Source organism: Psychrosphaera saromensis (genome assembly GCF_002954545.1).
Classification (GTDB): Bacteria; Pseudomonadota; Gammaproteobacteria; order Enterobacterales; family Alteromonadaceae; genus Psychrosphaera; species Psychrosphaera saromensis.
This window is the reverse complement of the sequence record NZ_MSCH01000003.1, coordinates 3,584,407-3,600,776: the sequence shown is the minus strand read 5'-3', so window position 1 is coordinate 3,600,776 and position 16,370 is coordinate 3,584,407. Positions and strand designations below refer to the sequence as shown.

General features: G+C 36.9%; 13 protein-coding genes, 1 tRNA gene and 1 other RNA gene. 7 read left to right on the top strand and 8 right to left on the bottom strand.

Going from position 1 to position 16,370, the window contains the following annotated elements; all coding sequences use genetic code 11:
• Positions 1-72 precede the first annotated feature (72 nt).
• The 3 genes from BTO11_RS16260 to BTO11_RS16250 all read left to right on the top strand — a co-directional run bounded on the left by BTO11_RS16260 (position 73) and on the right by BTO11_RS16250 (position 2,201).
• Positions 73-555: a MarR family winged helix-turn-helix transcriptional regulator gene (locus BTO11_RS16260; RefSeq protein WP_105053584.1), complete on the top strand. Its 483-nt coding sequence runs from the start codon at positions 73-75 to the stop codon at positions 553-555.
• A gap of 312 nt (positions 556-867) precedes the next feature.
• The gene (gene proB / locus BTO11_RS16255; protein ID WP_105053583.1) at positions 868-1,965 is read left to right on the top strand and encodes a glutamate 5-kinase; all 1,098 of its coding nucleotides are present in this window, start codon (positions 868-870) and stop codon (positions 1,963-1,965) included.
• Between the two features lie 160 nt (positions 1,966-2,125).
• Positions 2,126-2,201, top strand: a tRNA-Arg gene (locus BTO11_RS16250).
• Positions 2,202-2,263: 62 nt separating this feature from the next.
• Here BTO11_RS16250 and BTO11_RS16245 read toward each other — a convergent pair.
• Positions 2,264-2,836: a hypothetical protein gene (locus BTO11_RS16245; protein ID WP_105053582.1), complete on the bottom strand. Its 573-nt coding sequence runs from the start codon at positions 2,834-2,836 to the stop codon at positions 2,264-2,266.
• A gap of 209 nt (positions 2,837-3,045) precedes the next feature.
• On the opposite strand from BTO11_RS16245, the gene BTO11_RS16240 reads away from it, so the two are divergent.
• A complete protein-coding gene (locus BTO11_RS16240) occupies positions 3,046-3,801 on the top strand; it encodes a substrate-binding periplasmic protein (protein ID WP_105053581.1) in 756 nt (251 codons plus the stop codon).
• A 115-nt stretch (positions 3,802-3,916) separates the two neighbouring features.
• On the opposite strand, the gene BTO11_RS16235 is transcribed toward BTO11_RS16240, so the two are convergent.
• From BTO11_RS16235 to BTO11_RS16215, 5 genes are all read right to left on the bottom strand, one after another.
• On the bottom strand, positions 3,917-4,846 hold the full coding sequence (locus tag BTO11_RS16235) for a hypothetical protein (protein WP_105053580.1): 930 nt from the start codon (positions 4,844-4,846) through the stop codon (positions 3,917-3,919).
• A gap of 10 nt (positions 4,847-4,856) precedes the next feature.
• On the bottom strand, positions 4,857-5,999 hold the full coding sequence (locus BTO11_RS16230) for a hypothetical protein (protein WP_105053579.1): 1,143 nt from the start codon (positions 5,997-5,999) through the stop codon (positions 4,857-4,859).
• A gap of 14 nt (positions 6,000-6,013) precedes the next feature.
• A complete protein-coding gene (locus tag BTO11_RS16225; RefSeq protein WP_105053578.1) occupies positions 6,014-6,718 on the bottom strand; it encodes a hypothetical protein in 705 nt (234 codons plus the stop codon).
• Positions 6,715-7,647, bottom strand: a complete 933-nt coding sequence (locus tag BTO11_RS16220) for an LPP20 family lipoprotein (protein ID WP_105053577.1) — start codon at positions 7,645-7,647, stop codon at positions 6,715-6,717. Before BTO11_RS16220 ends, BTO11_RS16225 begins: the two co-directional genes overlap by 4 nt.
• Before the next feature lie 267 nt (positions 7,648-7,914).
• Positions 7,915-8,808: a GGDEF domain-containing protein gene (locus BTO11_RS16215; protein WP_105053576.1), complete on the bottom strand. Its 894-nt coding sequence runs from the start codon at positions 8,806-8,808 to the stop codon at positions 7,915-7,917.
• Between the two features lie 166 nt (positions 8,809-8,974).
• Between BTO11_RS16215 and BTO11_RS16210 the strand changes: the two genes are divergently transcribed.
• Positions 8,975-10,954 (top strand): monovalent cation:proton antiporter family protein, encoded by a 1,980-nt coding sequence (locus BTO11_RS16210; protein WP_105053575.1) that lies wholly within the window; start codon positions 8,975-8,977, stop codon positions 10,952-10,954.
• 119 nt (positions 10,955-11,073) lie between these two features.
• Here BTO11_RS16210 and BTO11_RS16205 read toward each other — a convergent pair whose 3' ends face one another.
• Positions 11,074-12,234, bottom strand: coding sequence for a patatin-like phospholipase family protein (locus BTO11_RS16205; protein ID WP_105053574.1), 1,161 nt, complete (start codon positions 12,232-12,234; stop codon positions 11,074-11,076).
• 216 nt (positions 12,235-12,450) lie between these two features.
• On the opposite strand from BTO11_RS16205, the gene ffs reads away from it, so the two are divergent.
• Positions 12,451-12,547, top strand: an RNA gene (gene ffs / locus BTO11_RS16200) — signal recognition particle sRNA small type.
• A 206-nt stretch (positions 12,548-12,753) separates the two neighbouring features.
• On the opposite strand, the gene BTO11_RS16195 is transcribed toward ffs, so the two are convergent.
• Complete coding sequence (locus BTO11_RS16195) at positions 12,754-14,406, bottom strand: methyl-accepting chemotaxis protein (protein ID WP_229793404.1); 1,653 nt, start codon at positions 14,404-14,406, stop codon at positions 12,754-12,756.
• A gap of 478 nt (positions 14,407-14,884) precedes the next feature.
• Here BTO11_RS16195 and BTO11_RS16190 point away from each other — a divergent pair, with 478 nt between their 5' ends.
• On the top strand, positions 14,885-16,360 hold the full coding sequence (locus BTO11_RS16190; RefSeq protein WP_181135943.1) for an alpha/beta fold hydrolase: 1,476 nt from the start codon (positions 14,885-14,887) through the stop codon (positions 16,358-16,360).
• The last annotated feature ends 10 nt before the right edge of the window (positions 16,361-16,370 follow it).

Sequence of the window (16,370 nt, the reverse complement as noted above, 5' to 3'; positions counted from 1 at the left end):
TCCCTGTTTGATTTGCGCAGTTAACAGGGGTAAAGTTCACCCCCTTTACACTTATATGGCGGGTGAACACTATTGGAAAAATATGAAGAATTGTTCGTGTCAATTCGACAAATCATTCGAGCAATCGACCTACGCTCTAAAAAATTAAGCAAAGCCGTTGGGATCACAGGTCCTCAATTACTCGTTCTACAAGAAGTGTTGGCGGCACCAGGTTTAACCTCAAAACAAGTTTCAGACAGCATTAACTTATCTCAAGCTACCGTTACAAGTATTTTGGATAGATTAGAAATCAAACAGCTGTTAGTTAGAAAACGAGACAGTATCGACCGCAGAAAGGTATCTTTATACCTTACTGACCAAGGCGTGATCACATTAAATGATGCACCTAGAGCGATGGAAGAAAGCTTCATTGAAAAGTTTGAAAACATTGAAGCATGGGAACAGACTCTTTTATTATCAAGTGTTCAACGTATTGCTAGCATGATGAATGCAGAAGAATTGGATGCTGCACCTATGTTAAAAATTGGTGAAATTGATTCAATCCATAAACCTTAATTTTCCTTCTAAGTTTACTCCGCACCTTGCACCGTTTTCCATTATCTAAAGTAGTCTTAATCTAGACTACTTATGCAACCTAATTGTCTTACATCACAATCACAAGTTTAGTTATTTTTAAAAAGATAGAATAAAACTAATTAGTGTAATAATTAAATTTATTAGAGCAAATATTCAGTTATTGCGGGTCTTAGATTAAAATATAATCACAATTTGTTATAAGTAATGATTATGTTATTCCTTTTCGCCAGTTGATATTTAATTAATGGTTAGTATACTAAGTATTATCTTATATTATTATTTACTGGATCTATGGCTTTATTTTCAAACTTCGAACGAATCGTCTTAAAAGTTGGCAGCGCTCTAATTGCACCAGATGGAAAAGGTTGCAGCCCTCATAAATTATTTCCTATTGCTCAGTTTATTATTGAATGTCGCAGCCGCGGCATAGAAGTCGTTTTAGTATCTTCCGGCTCAATTGCCGCTGGTAGACAATATTTTCCTAAAAGTAACTGCGATTCTATTGCTATGAAAAAAGCGATGGCTGCCGCAGGACAAGCAGACATGATAAGTACATGGGACCGATTATTCGACTTCCCAACTTGCCAAATACTATTAACTCACGGCGACTTAGCCGACCCTGAACGTTATCAAAGTGTCTCTGCCACGATCGACAAAGCATTAAGTTATGGCATTTTACCTATCGTTAATGAGAACGATACAATAACCACAGACGAGCTTAAAGTGGGTGATAATGACAATTTAGCGGCTATTGTTTCTGCTGCCGTAAACGCTGATGGTCTTGTGTTATGTACAGATGTTGATGGTTTATACACAGGTAACCCAAGAGAAGACAGCAACGCTAAATTAATTCCACTGGTTAAATCTATCACTGCGATAGTTAAAAACTTAGATATGAGTACAACGAACTCAGTGGGTACTGGCGGTATGGCGACTAAAGTAGAGTCTGCCGAGAAAGCAACCGCTCATGGTATTACGACTTATATAATCAACGGTGAAAAACCAGATGTATTCCCAGCCTTATTGAGAGATGAAAATCCAGGGACTATATTTGAACCATCACAAACCCCAATGAGTGATAGAACGCACTGGCTAAAACACACAACACGCTCACAAGGTGAATTTGTAGTTGATAAGTCTGGTGAACAAACAGTTTTAGATGGCATTGGTGACTTAACCAGTGATCAGTTACTTAGCGTGATTGGTGACTTTAATACCGGTGATACCGTATTAATTAAATCTCAAGACGGTAAATACTTAGCTAAAGCTATCACCAAACGTAGTAGTTGTTTAATGAGTTATGTTACTGAGTTGGATGATATTGAGTCAGAGCAATTAACTCCTCTGGAAGCTGTATTTGAACATGAACAAGTTTCGTTGCTTAAATAAAGTAACAACTTGCTAATTTGATTAACAAATAAGCTCAATAAAACAGACAGTTAATAGGGACATATTAAACTTCACTAGCAAGTTTAATTAGGTATAATTGGCGAGAGCATATTTACCTTTTCGGTACGAGATTCGCACAGGAAAGGTAATCAGTCTTACTGTCCCTATAGTTTAACAGGATAAAACTGCGGCCTCCTAAGCTGCTGCTCCAGGTTCGAGTCCTGGTGGGGACACCATTTATCCATTTCAATAAAATACAGGTCTATTGAAATATACTCGTAGCTTATCACTCCCACAGTCATTGGTTACAATATTGATAAACCTCAAAAAATACACAAACCCAGCCAATTACACAGAATATAAACGTTCCTAGCATTGCAGACATTTCATTTGAATTAAAAAAGGCTGCAATATTAACTCTTAGCTTTTCAGTTTTATTTAACTTAATTGATTTGCAATCTGGATGATCGTGTAAATACTCGAGTGGAAAGTGTGACTTATTAGACGCTTTACGATCTGTTAAGCAAAAGTATTGGTGATTAACGACTTGTACTATTTTAGTATTGCCGGGAGATTTACTGCGTAGTTTACTTTCAATTGAGCTTTCAGTTGGAGGCTTCCACAAATATAAGCCTTTATTTCTAGCATTTTGAAATTGCCATTTATGGGTTATGTAACAACGTAATGTCACCCAGAAAAAACCAAGAATAAACAGAATTGCCAAATAGCCAACATTAGTAAACTGTGCATTAATTAGTGCTAACTTGACTTGTCCATCAACAAAACTAGCTCCTCCAATAGAATAAGTAATTGCCAAAATTGCGAATAAATTAAGATTACGTCTTTCAGGAGAAGTGTCTTGTAGTTCCATTCGATTAGTTCATTTATTAAATTGTCATTTTCACAGGTTATTGTAATGGTCGAGTTTTGACAAGGAAGAAGTGAATGTGAATTTTGTAGGCTGTTCCAAAACCACTTTAAACTATATTTTGTTTATTTATCCATCACTGCATATACTCTAATGAATTCTTACTGCGATAAAAGAGTTCTTGTTTTATAACAGATCTTTAGGTGTCTAGTATGGTGAAAATTTTCTACTTATTTGCTTTTATTATATTTCTGTATCCAAGCTTAGCAATTAGTAAAAATGATTGTTTAAACTTTCATGTTATCCATAGTGAACCGTTGGGATATGTGAATGATACAGGTCAAGTTACCGGTGTTCAGGTTGATATTATTAACGCAATCGCCAAGTATTCTAACTTGTGTATTAATACATTTTTAATGCCTTATCCAAGAATATGGCAAGGGATAGAGCTAGGTAAACATGATGGTGGCATTGTATTTAGATCTCAATCTCGTTCTTATATGGTGGATTACGTTGCTAAAATCCGAGCCGTTAAGGTCGCTGTGGTTGCTCGAAAGCCAATAGTACTTAATAGTTATGATGATTTAGCAGGGATTTCTATTGCGGTTAGACGAGGTGTTCATTTAAGTGAGAGATTCGATAGTGACTCTGAACTTGCAATCATGGAAGTTAACCAATACGAACAAGTGATAAAAATGCTAATGCACGACCGTGTAGATGCAGTCGCTGGGTCGGCATTTGTTCTGCACTATGTGTTAAGAACTAATAATGGTTTAGGGAAGGTCGACTTTAGTAAAAAACTAAACCTTGGTGAGAAAGAACAGTGGGTGCAATTATCTAAAAAATCTAAACATACAGATAAGATCCCTGCGTTAAATAACGCGGTTCAAGCTCTGATAAATGACGGTGTATTAGACCAAATAACCGAAAAATATTATGGACCTGATTGGAAGGTAATTAATCAATGAATTAGTAACTTTCAGTGTTGTTAGTTTAGCTTTAACAAATAAAAACGGATTATATGAATAATCCGTTTTTTGTTTTCAGCTAGTTGATTGATAAATGTTAATGTTTTACCAAGCGTTAAGGACTTTCTAGTAACTGAACAAATTCCATCATTTCCAAATGTAATAAGATGACATCTTTTAATTCATCATCGTTACTAGTCGGTAGTGAAGGCAAGATATATGGGTCATTCTTAACGACTTTATTTACAGACGTTTTAGACTGATAGCTTACTCTAAATGAAATACCTTCTTCTGTTTGTTTTGGCGTAATGTGTAAGTACCAGTTGGCGTCTTTCACTTGCGTTGCAACATTGAATTGGTAGCTAGTTAAATACTCTTCCATTGCGGATTGGTAAGGTTCAGGAGCGTTAACAAATACACTGTTTAGTGCAAGCAGCTTAATATGATTGAATTTTACAGCATCAAATTTATATAACGAAAATGATTCACTTACCTTAGATAAAACGATTAATGCCGATTGTTCGTTTTGCGGTAAGTCTGGTTTTTTTAATGCTATTTCTGGATAAACAGATTTAATGGCATTATTGATTTGGAATAAGTCATTAGTTTTAGCTAGGAACGTCCAAGAATCAGGCTGAGCGAAATTAAAGTACGTGCTGTCATCGTTAGTGAAATCTAGCGTTACAATCGCCTGATAAGTCACACAGGCATTATTTCCTTCAAAATAATAATCCATATTTAAATGTTTATCGTTAAGTTGATAGATTACGGCCAGTTCCGCTGTATTGAGACGTCGGCCAAACATGCCTGTTTTTATATTTCTTATCTGTTCAATGAAGTCTTTATTGTAATCCTTCACATAACGATGAATATTATTTATAACCGCTTCAGGTAATTTTTGCTTCGACCTTTTTCCATAAGTACAGAGATCGCCAGATACTGTTAATGTTTTTTCACTTTTCTGATAATCAAATTTAATGTCGCTGGTATCGGCATATGCTGATACACCAAATATAGATAATACGAATAACAGTATATTTTTCATAATGTTCAACTTACATTTTTGTTTTTAAATATGAGCTAGGAAGACCAATAGAAACGGCAAAAATTTGCTCGCCACGAGTTGGTCGGTAAATACCTTTAGCCGATTTGTTCTTTAAGTCGTCAGCGATATCGGTATTTTTCCATTTCACAATTGTAGCAATCGCGCTTTCAGAAGATGGCTTGGCAATAGCAACGGCAATTGGATCAACAAAACCGCCGTCATATTTAAATAAAATGAAAGTATCGTCAGTTAACACTCCAGCGTTACGGCCTCTATCTAATGTTATTTGGTCACCTCTTAAGCCGGTAACTTGAGCTGAAACTGGCATTTCGGTTAACATTCTGGATAACATCACATCAAAAGCTTTTGACGCTATTTTGCTAAATACTGCATTAATGTTGTCAGGACTTGTGTAATCAAATCCGGTGTAATACTTGCCATTCACCTCTGTGTAAACCAATTCATGTTTTGGTTTAACATCAATACCATCAATACGAATTTTACCTATGTTTGGATACGATAATTTTTCTTTGGTAAACGGGTCGATAACACTAACGGTTAGCTCTACTGCATATTGAGCCATACCGTTGTATTCAGCATAAAAACGGTCGGCCGTTTTTATAGTGTCTATTTTTAATAAATAGTCTGGACGTAGTGTTCTATTTTCTTTCATAACACTTGCCACTGTTTTTGCTGACTGTTCTTTTATTTGTGAGGCAACTTCTTGTGCCGTTATATCGTCTTGGGTAACAATTCTAAAACGGTTTAATCCAGCTAACTGGCTCTCAAACATTAAGCCTAACTTCTTATTATTCAGAGACTCTAATACTTTCTTCTCTTCTTTTTGTTGGCTGGTGCTGTTATTGCCGTCAAAGTAAACTCTGATTATTGGCTTTTTAAGTGGGCAGTCATCAGATTCATTGTTGATATCAAACGTACAACTGTTGATACCTTGTACGTTGAAATTACCAGGGACTTCGATGTCTTTATCTTCAAACTCGTAAGCAGATTTAGCGACGATTATTTTTGAATTGAGTGCTTGTGCGTCAGTTAAGTTTGTTTGTTGTTCTGGGTATTTTATTTTTGTAGAACTGGTGCAACCAACCATTGTCATGACAAAAATTAGGGTGCTTGTCGTCGTTAATAACTTCATCTGTTTATTTCCTGTTAATCAGCGTCTTGCAATGATTGTAATTGCTTTGCAATATCAATAATGGCTTTTTCGTCGTTAATAAATTCATTGGCAACTTTAGCTAAATGCAAACGTATTTCTGCTAAATTATAAGCTTCATTTACTTTACTCGCATTAAATAACATTTGTATGCCTTGAACACCGAGTAAGTCATCGCCTTGTGAATAAATAATATGAGCTAACTTTAATGTTTGAGCTGTGATCAAAGCGGTTAGTTTGGTATTTTCATCAGAGATTTTTTGCGATGCTCTTTCGTACTCTTTAATCTTAGGTCCAATTTTTTCTTGTTCGTTTCTGGCTGACTTATCAAAGTCTGCAATAGCTTGGGCTAGTTGCGCTTTGTCTTTGCCTTTATTGGCCATTAAAAATGACAACACATCTCTGTGATTGTCGAGCATCGTTTTATGCTCAGTCATAATACTGTTCTGATGTTTAAAAATACTTAACGCGCTATCGCTGAATGTATCAAAAACGCCAGAAACTCTAATTCGTTTAAATCCTACTTTTTGAATATCGCTCGTTATACGTTGTAAACGTTGCTCTCGTGGTAACGACTTAGCAACAAATTCACTAACGATTTTATGATTGTGAAACTGAATATCATCGCCATCTTTTACACTAATCGCACAACCTACTAACAAGGTCGTTGCCAGTAACGCTATAGTTTGGATGACTTTCATTGATAACTACCCAACTGTAATTGAATCGACTCTAATGCCTGTTGTTCGGCTAATTCAGCACTTTGGTTGAAAACGGTGGCCGTCATTGGGAATTGGTAAATTATCGAATCATCCAGCAAATAGATTAGCTCTGCGGACATCTTGATTGCAAAGTGGAACTCAGTTGTTGTTTGTTCTTGGTTGATTCCGGCAAAAACGATACTCAGTGTATGTTCTTTTTGGTCGGACGTGATCCCTATGGTTTGTAGTTGTTTAATGATGGAAAATTTAATGTCGGTGGCATTAGTTTGATCTACGTTCGCCATTACAATTTTGTAACCAACTGTGCGGGATACTGATTGAGCAATGAGTTGCAGCTTAGTGATTAGTTCGGCTAAATCTATGGTGTTAAATGCGTAAGAATCTAATAGTGACAGCTTATTATCTATGCTGGATTTGATTTGATTGTATTGAATTAATTTGACCAGCGTAGGACTTAAGTTTTTTTCAGTTAGCTCTTCCTTATCCGGTAAGAAATTAGTTAACTGTTGCTTAATGGAGTCATGCTGCTGCTGAAAAAAAGCTTGTCGGTCTATTTTTATTAGTTGAATGATTTCATTGTTATATTCAGCGGATTTAACCATTTCTATATTGGTAAAAATTAAACCTGTAGTAGATAACAGAGAGTCTGTTTCTAAGTATAAATCAGTATTACCTTCTTTAGACTCAACAAACTGCTGTGTATTAGAGTCGACAGTTACTTGTAAACGAGCACTTAATTCTTCAAGAGCATTTTGCTGTGCTTGTTGCTTAGTCTCACCCATACCTACAGAGTAGAACCATAACATGCTGTCGCCTGGTGGATTTACAAACCAATCGGGTAATGATTCAGCTTGAGCTTGCGGTATTAAAAACGTTAACGTTAGCAGTAGGGTATTGATAAGTCGCACAAAAAATCTCCATATCTGTCGGTGTGAAGCAATATAGTAATGTAATTTATATCAGATGTTAAAAATAACCATCCTTTTTTATGAATTATTTATGAATGGATGTTTTTAAAGAACAAGCTTGGCGCTTGTGCTGCTTTAGTTCGTTTTATAAATTTTAGGTGTGCTGTGAGTTTTGTTAAGAATGAATGTTTGGCAAGGTGTTACTTATATTGGTATATAAGTTGGGTGGAGCGGCCCGAAGGCCAACTCCTGGGGTAGTTATACTAGTTACGCAATTTTCATGCAGTTTTTACCTGCATCTTTCGCCGCGTAAAGCGCTTTATCTGCACGAGCAAATAAATCGTTAGGCGTGTCGTTTTCATTAAAACAAGCACAGCCAATACTGGTACTAACTTTGTATTTATTGAATGTGGTATTTTTACTGATAGCGTGATGGATCCTAGCGGCAACAATATGTGCGCCGTTCAATCCTTCTTTTTCCAATAAAATAGTAAACTCGTCACCACCAAATCTAAACATTTGATCTGTACCGCGCAAACAATCTTTAACCAGAGTGACAAAGCCAGATAAAATATCATCGCCCATTAAATGTCCATGGGTATCATTGACGGTTTTAAAATTGTCTAAGTCCAACAGCATTAATACAAACGTTTCTTTAAAACGTGATGCATGTTGTACCTTGTATTCAATCGCGTCGTCATACATGGCACGATTACCTATGCCAGTTAATGGATCTTTCAATGCCATTTGTTGTAACTGCCAAAATGCTAAGGCGTTACGCAAAGGATAAATAAGCTTCTTTTGATGACTTGTTAAAGATGACATCAAGATATCAGTTATCGGCTTTTCCGAGAAATAGCTAATACGACCCATAAGGCGATCGTTGATTCGGATAGGTAATGTCATGGTTTGCGAAGACTTATTTCGCTTACCCGATTTAAATTTTCCGTGGAATGTATCGAGTTCAACCGAACTTATCTTATATTGAGCTGCAATTGCGCTAAGATAAATAGATAACAATTTTTCTACATCTAATGTAGTTTGGAGTTGTTCAACTAAAGAGTCGCTTTCACGCTCTGTATTTGAATAACTTGACCAAGTCGCTAATATGTTAGCGTTGGCTTCTGAGCTTAATGCGTCTAAGTGACTAATATAATCCACATTGCCCCCCGTATTTGGTCGATTAATTTCACTTGGTAGAAACTAAGCGAGAAATGTGCCAAAAATGCAATGTGTTGAATTCTATGAAATAAATGTATAACTTAATTTAATTGGTTAAACTCTGAACATATAGTCGGCAATAAATTGCCAAAAGGAGCTTGTATTTATGTCACACGGTTATTTCTTTGAGCTTATTTTGTTATTGGCGACCTCCGTTTTTATTGTCTGGTTTTTTAAGCACATCAAACTACCTCCTATACTGGCCTATTTAGTCACTGGCATCATTGCTGGCCCCCATGCGTTAGCCTTGATCACATCTCCAGATGAAGTGTCCTTAGTAGCTGAACTTGGGATCGTGTTTTTATTATTCTCGTTAGGTTTAGAATTTTCCGTTCCCAAATTGATTGCTATGCGCCATTTAGTTTTCGGGGTGGGCAGTGCTCAGGTGATCATTACTTTGTTGTTAGTAATGGGCACCAGTTTTATCGCTGGTGTTGACGGTACAACGTCGTTTGTTATTGGCTGTATTTTTGCTTTGTCCTCTACTGCAGTGGTGGTGAAGTCATTAAATGAAAGCGGTATTACCCAAACTAAGCGTGGCCAAATCGCGATCAGTATTTTGTTATTCCAGGATATTGCAGTAGTTCCGTTTTTAATTGCTATGCCTTTGTTAGCGTCAAACGGCGGTGAGAATGTTGTTGTTGCTCTTTTAATGGCGCTTGGTAAAGGCGCTATTGTGGTTGCCATTTTATTGTCAGTTGGTAAGTGGATACTACCAAAAGTTTTTAATCAGGTGGCACAGGTAAGAACCGATGAGTTATTTGTATTAACCGCAATTTTAGTCACCGTGATGGCTGGTACGTTAACCAGTTTCTTTGGGTTGTCGATGGCGCTGGGAGCATTTTTAGCCGGAATGATGTTAAGTGAAAGCCAATATAAGCATCAGTTAGAAGCCGATATACGTCCATTTCGTGACATTTTAATGGGACTGTTTTTTATTAGTGTGGGCATGCAATTAGATGTTGTTGTTATGCTCAAACATTGGGAATGGATATTAGCCGGCCTTGCTACTTTATTAATTGTTAAAACGTTAGTGATCAAGCAACTTGCGGTTATCTCTGGTGAAACGCGCAAAGATGGTTGGAGTGCTGGACTCATGATGTTCCAGTTAGGTGAATTTGGCTTTGTACTGGTTGCGCTTGCTCAACAACTAAATATTTTCAGTGCTGATTTATCTTCCACCTTGATTGGTATTGGCGTGTTAAGCATGGCTGTAACGCCTTCTATTATTGCTAACAATACTAAGATAGTGAATAAGCTTGATAAGTTACGAGGTAAACAAGATGACAGTCATAGTGAAGTGGCCAATGCCGATTTTGAAACTCAGTTAAAAGATCATGTGGTTATTTGTGGTTTTGGCCGAGTAGGGCAAACTGTAAGCCGTTTTCTCAAAACGGAGGCTGTGCCTTATGTAGCATTAGATGTTGACCCGGTAAGAGTAAGTGAAGCTCAGGCCGCAGGGGAGAATGTACAATACGGTCACGCTAGAGATAAAGCCATTTTGGAAGCTGCAGGTGCCGTTAACGCTAGATTAATTGTCATCACTTTTGGTGATATGGCCAAAGCACACGTGGTGATCAAAAACGTCAAAGAGTTAAACAGCAAAGCTCGCATTATGGTGCGAACTAAAACCGATGAAAACCTTAAAGAGATTCTAGAAGATGGTGCCGATCAAGTTGTGCCTGAAGCACTTGAAGGAAGCTTGATGTTAGTGTCACAAGTATTGTTCGAGTCCGGCGTTCCTATGTCTCGTGTATTAAAACGAATTAGAAAAGAAAGAGAAAATCGTTATGGCCATTTACATGGTTTTTATCCAGGCGATGTCACTGAAGTCACCGCCAGTAGACGAGACTTATTAGAATATATTCACGCTATTGCGATTCCGTCAGATGCATTTGCAGTTAAACGCAGTTTATCTGAGCTTAATTTAACTTTGCGTCGAGTGGAAGTCGTAGGACTAAGACGAGGTGGCGCTGAACTGGCTTCTCCTGATGAAAATACCGTTATTGAAGCATTAGATACTATTATTATTAAAGGTAAACCTCGTAGAGTCGAAAGAGCTGAGCGTTATTTAATGACAGGTTAGTGTAAAAAGTGATGTTACTATTGCAGCACAGTCACTTTTTCAATGCTACGTCATTAGCCGTCATTTTAAGGTAGGTGATTAAAGTAAGCGGTTTAAATATTTACTTTATAACTAGTGGTTTATAAGTTATTGGTTTTAGCTTGTTCTTCAGTTAAATCCAAAAACGCCATAATTTCATCCTTTCTTGCTAAACCATCTTCATAACCTAAGTTAATAAGCTCTTTAGTAAATGGTTTCTCAAACATTAAGTAGCTAAGCAGAGTGGACTCAGACTTTTTCTTAATACCAATTAAACGTAATAAGAAACGTATCGCTGGTGGCATTTTTTTATAATGCTGTGCCGCTAATTTGTTGAAGCAGCTACTAGGGTTAATTAATAAGGTTTCTACTTTCTTTAATCCCGCTTTGTCTTCTGAGGCGTAATTAAGGGTAGAGTTTATTCGCTCCATTCTCTCTATATCGGCATTAAGAGAGTCGGTAAATATAGTATCTAATAAGTGACCGGTAATGGTTGCTGTATTCGGTTGAAAGTCAGATTCGCCGAAATACTTATCTTTATTAGGCTCTTCCACACCAATGATTAATATTTTATTTGCACCTAAATGTATAGCTGGACTCAATGGTGATAACTGGTGTACTGCACCATCGCCAAAGTATGATGTGCCAATTTTTACACTTGGAAATAACAATGGAATTGCCGCAGAGGCCATTAAATGACGCGTTGTTAATACGGTTTTAACGCCTTTTCGTTTTGCTCTTTGCCACGCATAGTTCTCACTAGATTGAAAAAACGCAATACTATCGCCATCGCTATAACTAGACGCCGCAACTGAAATTGCATCTAAGTGACCCGTTAGGATATTTCTATCAATACGTTTGTAATCTATTAATCCAGACAGTAAATTTTCCAGTGGTTTATTATTTAATAAACTGGTTGCTCTGGCGTTGCCACCTTTGGATGACTTAGAAAAGTAATTTTTTAAAATATAACCAAATACACCGAACCAAGTACCAACATAAACTTGTTCAGTTTTAAAATTCTTCCATACCCACTCTGTTTTTTTGACACCTAGGTGAAAACAAGAAGCATGGCAAGCCATAGAAACCGCATTAATTGCTCCTGCGGAAGTTCCACAGATGACTTTAAAAGGGGATTTTTGATTACGAGGTAATTGTGAAGCAATGGCTTTTAGGACACCTACTTGGTAAGCAGCTCGTGCGCCACCGCCCGTTAATAATAATGCGTTGGTTGATTCTTTAGCTGGAGAAGAGAATATCATTATTAGTTTTTATTTAATCCGGTTACATAACATAAAGTTGATAGCCGAATTCTAACGTAAAAAGTCCAATCTATATATTGTTCTTTTTGCATAGACTCTTGCAACTAATTATTGTTCTTTTTGCATAGACTCTTGCAACTAATTCGAGTTTAAGTAATAATGCGCGCCGCTTACATAGGAGATTAATCTCATATTTAGGTAGCACTATGGTAACTCCATTGGTTCTCTCGCAACGATAGCTCGTGAACTTGGTCAGACCCGGAAGGGAGCAGCCACAGCAAGTGACTCGTGTGCCGGGATGTAGCTGGTGGAGTTGCCACCAATCTTATACTTCAAGCATCATCGTGCAACATCAAGCAAAAACCACACTTCAAATAATATTATCAAGAAGCTACGTTTAAGAAATTACGCTAAAGAAATGCCATAACTAGAATTGCTACTAGATTAGCATGCATAAAAAAATGCTACCTTTAAGAGTAAAGGCAGCATTATATTGTACGCGTTATTTAGCTTTAAGCGTTAAATCTTAAATTGCCCAACAACTTTATCTAATTCACCCGCTCTCAGGCGTAAATTTTCACATGTGTTGTTATTAAGCTGAGCAATTTCTGTTAACTCATCTGTCTGATCTGAAATTTCAACAATTCTCTGACCAATATCACCGCCAACAAGACTTTGCTCTTCAGACGCTGAGGCTATTTGCGCATTCATATCCATAATTACCGCAACAGATTCAGCGATCAGATCTAATTGCTCAGACGTCTCGGTGACACTTTTTTCTGCCGAGTCACTGCGAGTCATACTCTTACCCATAGCATCTACTGCAGAGCGTGAACCTTCTTGCAGTTTTTGGATCATATTTTGAATTTCTTCAGTGCTTCCTTGAGTTTTACTCGCTAGATTTCTTACTTCGTCAGCAACAACAGCAAAGCCACGTCCTAATTCACCAGCTCGAGCTGCTTCTATAGCTGCATTTAACGCAAGTAGGTTTGTCTGTTCTGAGATGCTTTCAATTACCTGTAACACTGCGATAATGTTTTCAACATCAGTACCTACTCGGTCAATAACGCTACTGGCTTCACGAATATCTTGGCTAAGAATTCCCATTTCATTACTGCTTTGTTTAATTTTTTCTAACGCTAATTCACCATTGCCATTAGCTACTTTGGCTGCCTCGGCGGCACTAGCTGCGTTATTTGATACTTCACCAGCTGAAGCTGACATTTCGGTAGATGCCGCTGCTACGGTTCCAATTGCATCACTTTGTCGTTCACTGATTTGTTTAATTTGCTCTACTTGCTGCAGCAAAATGTTAGTTTCTGAATTAACCGCTTTAGACACATCGAATACACTTTTTATGCTGTTTTGCAAAGAGGATAATAGGTTGTTTAGATGCTCGGCTAGTATGCCGGTTTCAAACTTATCCTGTATAGGAATACGTTTGGTTAAATCGCCATTACCTTGACTTAACTCTTTTATTGCATCGGATACATTAGCTAATGGATTGAGAATAGAGCGGCTAACCCAAACTCCAATAACAGCCATCACAACGATAAGAGCAATAGTCAGAATATATACGAATGCCAATACTTGGCTTTGTGCATCACGTACTTGGTTTTCTATAACGGCAATTTCTTTTTCTATGGTATCAACATAGACGCCTGTACCGACCATTAGATTCCATTTAGGTAGGAATATGGCATAAGACAGTTTTTCCGATGCTACTTTTTCACCTTGGCGAGGAAAGTGATAAGTAACAAATTGCTCACCACTTCCAAACTGATTGTTTTTGCCTGCAGTAACTAAGTCGTTAATTAAATATACGTTGTTCACATCTTTAAAGTCTTTATAGCTTTTTCCTATACCTGCGCTTGAACCACCACTAAATACTCTAACTGAGTTTGAGTCGTAGCCAAAAAGATAACCGTCTTTACCAAAGTCCATGCGTTTTAATAATTCGAGTCCTTGCTCTAAGGTACCGTTTGCATCGTAGACAGGTTTAATTGTGTTATACGCCACATCTACAATGTTTTTGAGTTCTTGTTTTTTCTCGTGACGTAGCATATTGGTTGCTGAGTCTGTTTGGGTTTTTATTAAACTGTTAATTTGACTGTCAAAAATTACCACAAGAGTAATCGCGATAAGCGTAATAGGGACAATCGAAATAATCAAAAGCCTCTTGCGGATGGATAATTTGTTTAGGATCATAATACATACCTGCCCTGTTGTTTTTTCTAAATTATTCTTATTATATTTTTAATTCAAATCTAACCTATAACTTAAAGGTACAGTTCAAAGGTATAGTTCGATAATAGTAAAATTTCTAATAATTTTTGTGATAAAGCCATATAAGTAATAGAAAGCTAACGGCATAAATATTAATAACTTTAATTATCTTAAATTGATGTTAGTTAGGAAATTAACTTAGGTAGTATGGAGGAATTTGTTAGCAAGTATTTATAACCTTCATACTATTTACACGACTTGAATTTTATTTTTACTTAAAAACAATGGTTTATATTTATAGAGTTACAAATTGTAACTTTATTAAATGGTTCTTTTATTTACATTATGCGTGCTTACCTATAAAGTTTTAAGCCACTTATTTTTATGCACTTTTGCCAAAAGAAGAAATTACATGGAGTTAACTGTGAAACGACAACTGCTAACCTTACTCATATCGTTAGGATTGATGGCGCCTAATCTAGTATCCGCGTCAGAGCCTGATCTTGAGCCAAAATTAGAACTAGAAGCGTGTTTTGTCTTGGGTGTTAAAAGTAAAGTCTTGTGTGGCACGCTTGATGTTGCTGAAAACCCAGATGTAGAAATGTCAGATGATAATAAATTGTCTTTAAACGTAGTTGTACTGCCTAAAATTAAAGAACAAAGTAAAGAGTTGCCTGTGATGTTTTTAGCTGGAGGTCCAGGTCAAGCTGCGACAGAATTAGCCAATGCATTAAATATGGCTATGAGCGATATTAGACAAGAACATGACATTATATTGGTTGACCAACGCGGTACAGGTAAATCAAACGGACTGTTATGCGACACCGCTGAGTATGTTGACCCGTTGGTGGTAGATACTGATAGTTTAAATCTTCAGCAGGAAGTGAACGATTGCTTAACTAGCTTTTCAGACTTTCACCTACCAAGTTATAACACCTATCAATCAATTGAAGATTTTGAAGCAGTGCGCCAAGCATTGGGTTATCAAAAGGTTCACATTTTTGGCGGTTCTTACGGTACCAGAGCCGGTTTTGCGTATTTAAAAAATCATCCTGAGTCAATTCAAACGGCAACGTTAGATAGTAATGCGCCAATGGAATTGATTGTTGGTTTTTTTGGTAAAACATCAGAACGTGCATTTGATTACTTAGTTGAAGACTGTAAAGCTCACGAATACTGCAATAAGTCTTTTCCTAATTTAAAACAAGATTATTTAAATCTGTTAAGCAAGTTGGAAAAGCCAATTAAACAATCTATTTACCATCCAATTACAGGTTTGAAAGTAGAGATAGTATTAACTAAAAGTAAAGTGACGGAAACGTTAAGAAGCACCTTATATGCTTTATCGTCTCGTCAGTTGTTGCCATATATCGTTAATGCATCTGCCAATGGCGATTATCGTCCTTTAGCGGCTATGATCAGCCAAAGTAGTGGTTCAGATGAACATGCTCCTGGCAGTTTATACACGGGACTGACAATGAATATTATTTGTAATGAAGATATGCCTAGAGCGGTTGAGTCTGACTTTAAAAATGATGCAGATAACTATTTTAATGGTGAGTTAGGATTCACTAACTTTACTGACGTTTGTAAGTATTGGCCTAAATGGCAAGCTCCAGAAGACTTTGCTGAGCCAGTAACGGTAGATGTTCCGGTATTATTGTTCTCTGGTAAATACGATCCTGTGACACCTCCTGCTTATGGTGAAATGGCGGATAAGTCGTTAGCTAACTCAAAACACGTTGTGATTAAAAATGGCTCTCATGTAGCATCATTAAGAATGTGTATGGATGCGGTAAAAGATTTTATGCAGAAAGGTTCGTTTGACGAGGTTGACTTTAGTTGCGCAGAAAAGTCGGTGCCTAATTTATTCTTCACTAACTTAAATCAACTTCATTAGAAAGGATCAT

What these genes read in the sequence shown, in the direction of transcription:
- proB (WP_105053583.1), top strand. Translation starts at nt 868, where the DNA reads ATGGCTTTATTTTCAAACTTCGAACGAATCGTCTTAAAAGTTGGCAGC.
- BTO11_RS16245 (WP_105053582.1), bottom strand. Translation starts at nt 2,836, where the DNA reads ATGGAACTACAAGACACTTCTCCTGAAAGACGTAATCTTAATTTATTC.
- BTO11_RS16240 (WP_105053581.1), top strand. Translation starts at nt 3,046, where the DNA reads ATGGTGAAAATTTTCTACTTATTTGCTTTTATTATATTTCTGTATCCA.
- BTO11_RS16235 (WP_105053580.1), bottom strand. Translation starts at nt 4,846, where the DNA reads ATGAAAAATATACTGTTATTCGTATTATCTATATTTGGTGTATCAGCA.
- BTO11_RS16230 (WP_105053579.1), bottom strand. Translation starts at nt 5,999, where the DNA reads ATGAAGTTATTAACGACGACAAGCACCCTAATTTTTGTCATGACAATG.
- BTO11_RS16225 (WP_105053578.1), bottom strand. Translation starts at nt 6,718, where the DNA reads ATGAAAGTCATCCAAACTATAGCGTTACTGGCAACGACCTTGTTAGTA.
- BTO11_RS16210 (WP_105053575.1), top strand. Translation starts at nt 8,975, where the DNA reads ATGTCACACGGTTATTTCTTTGAGCTTATTTTGTTATTGGCGACCTCC.
- BTO11_RS16205 (WP_105053574.1), bottom strand. Translation starts at nt 12,234, where the DNA reads ATGATATTCTCTTCTCCAGCTAAAGAATCAACCAACGCATTATTATTA.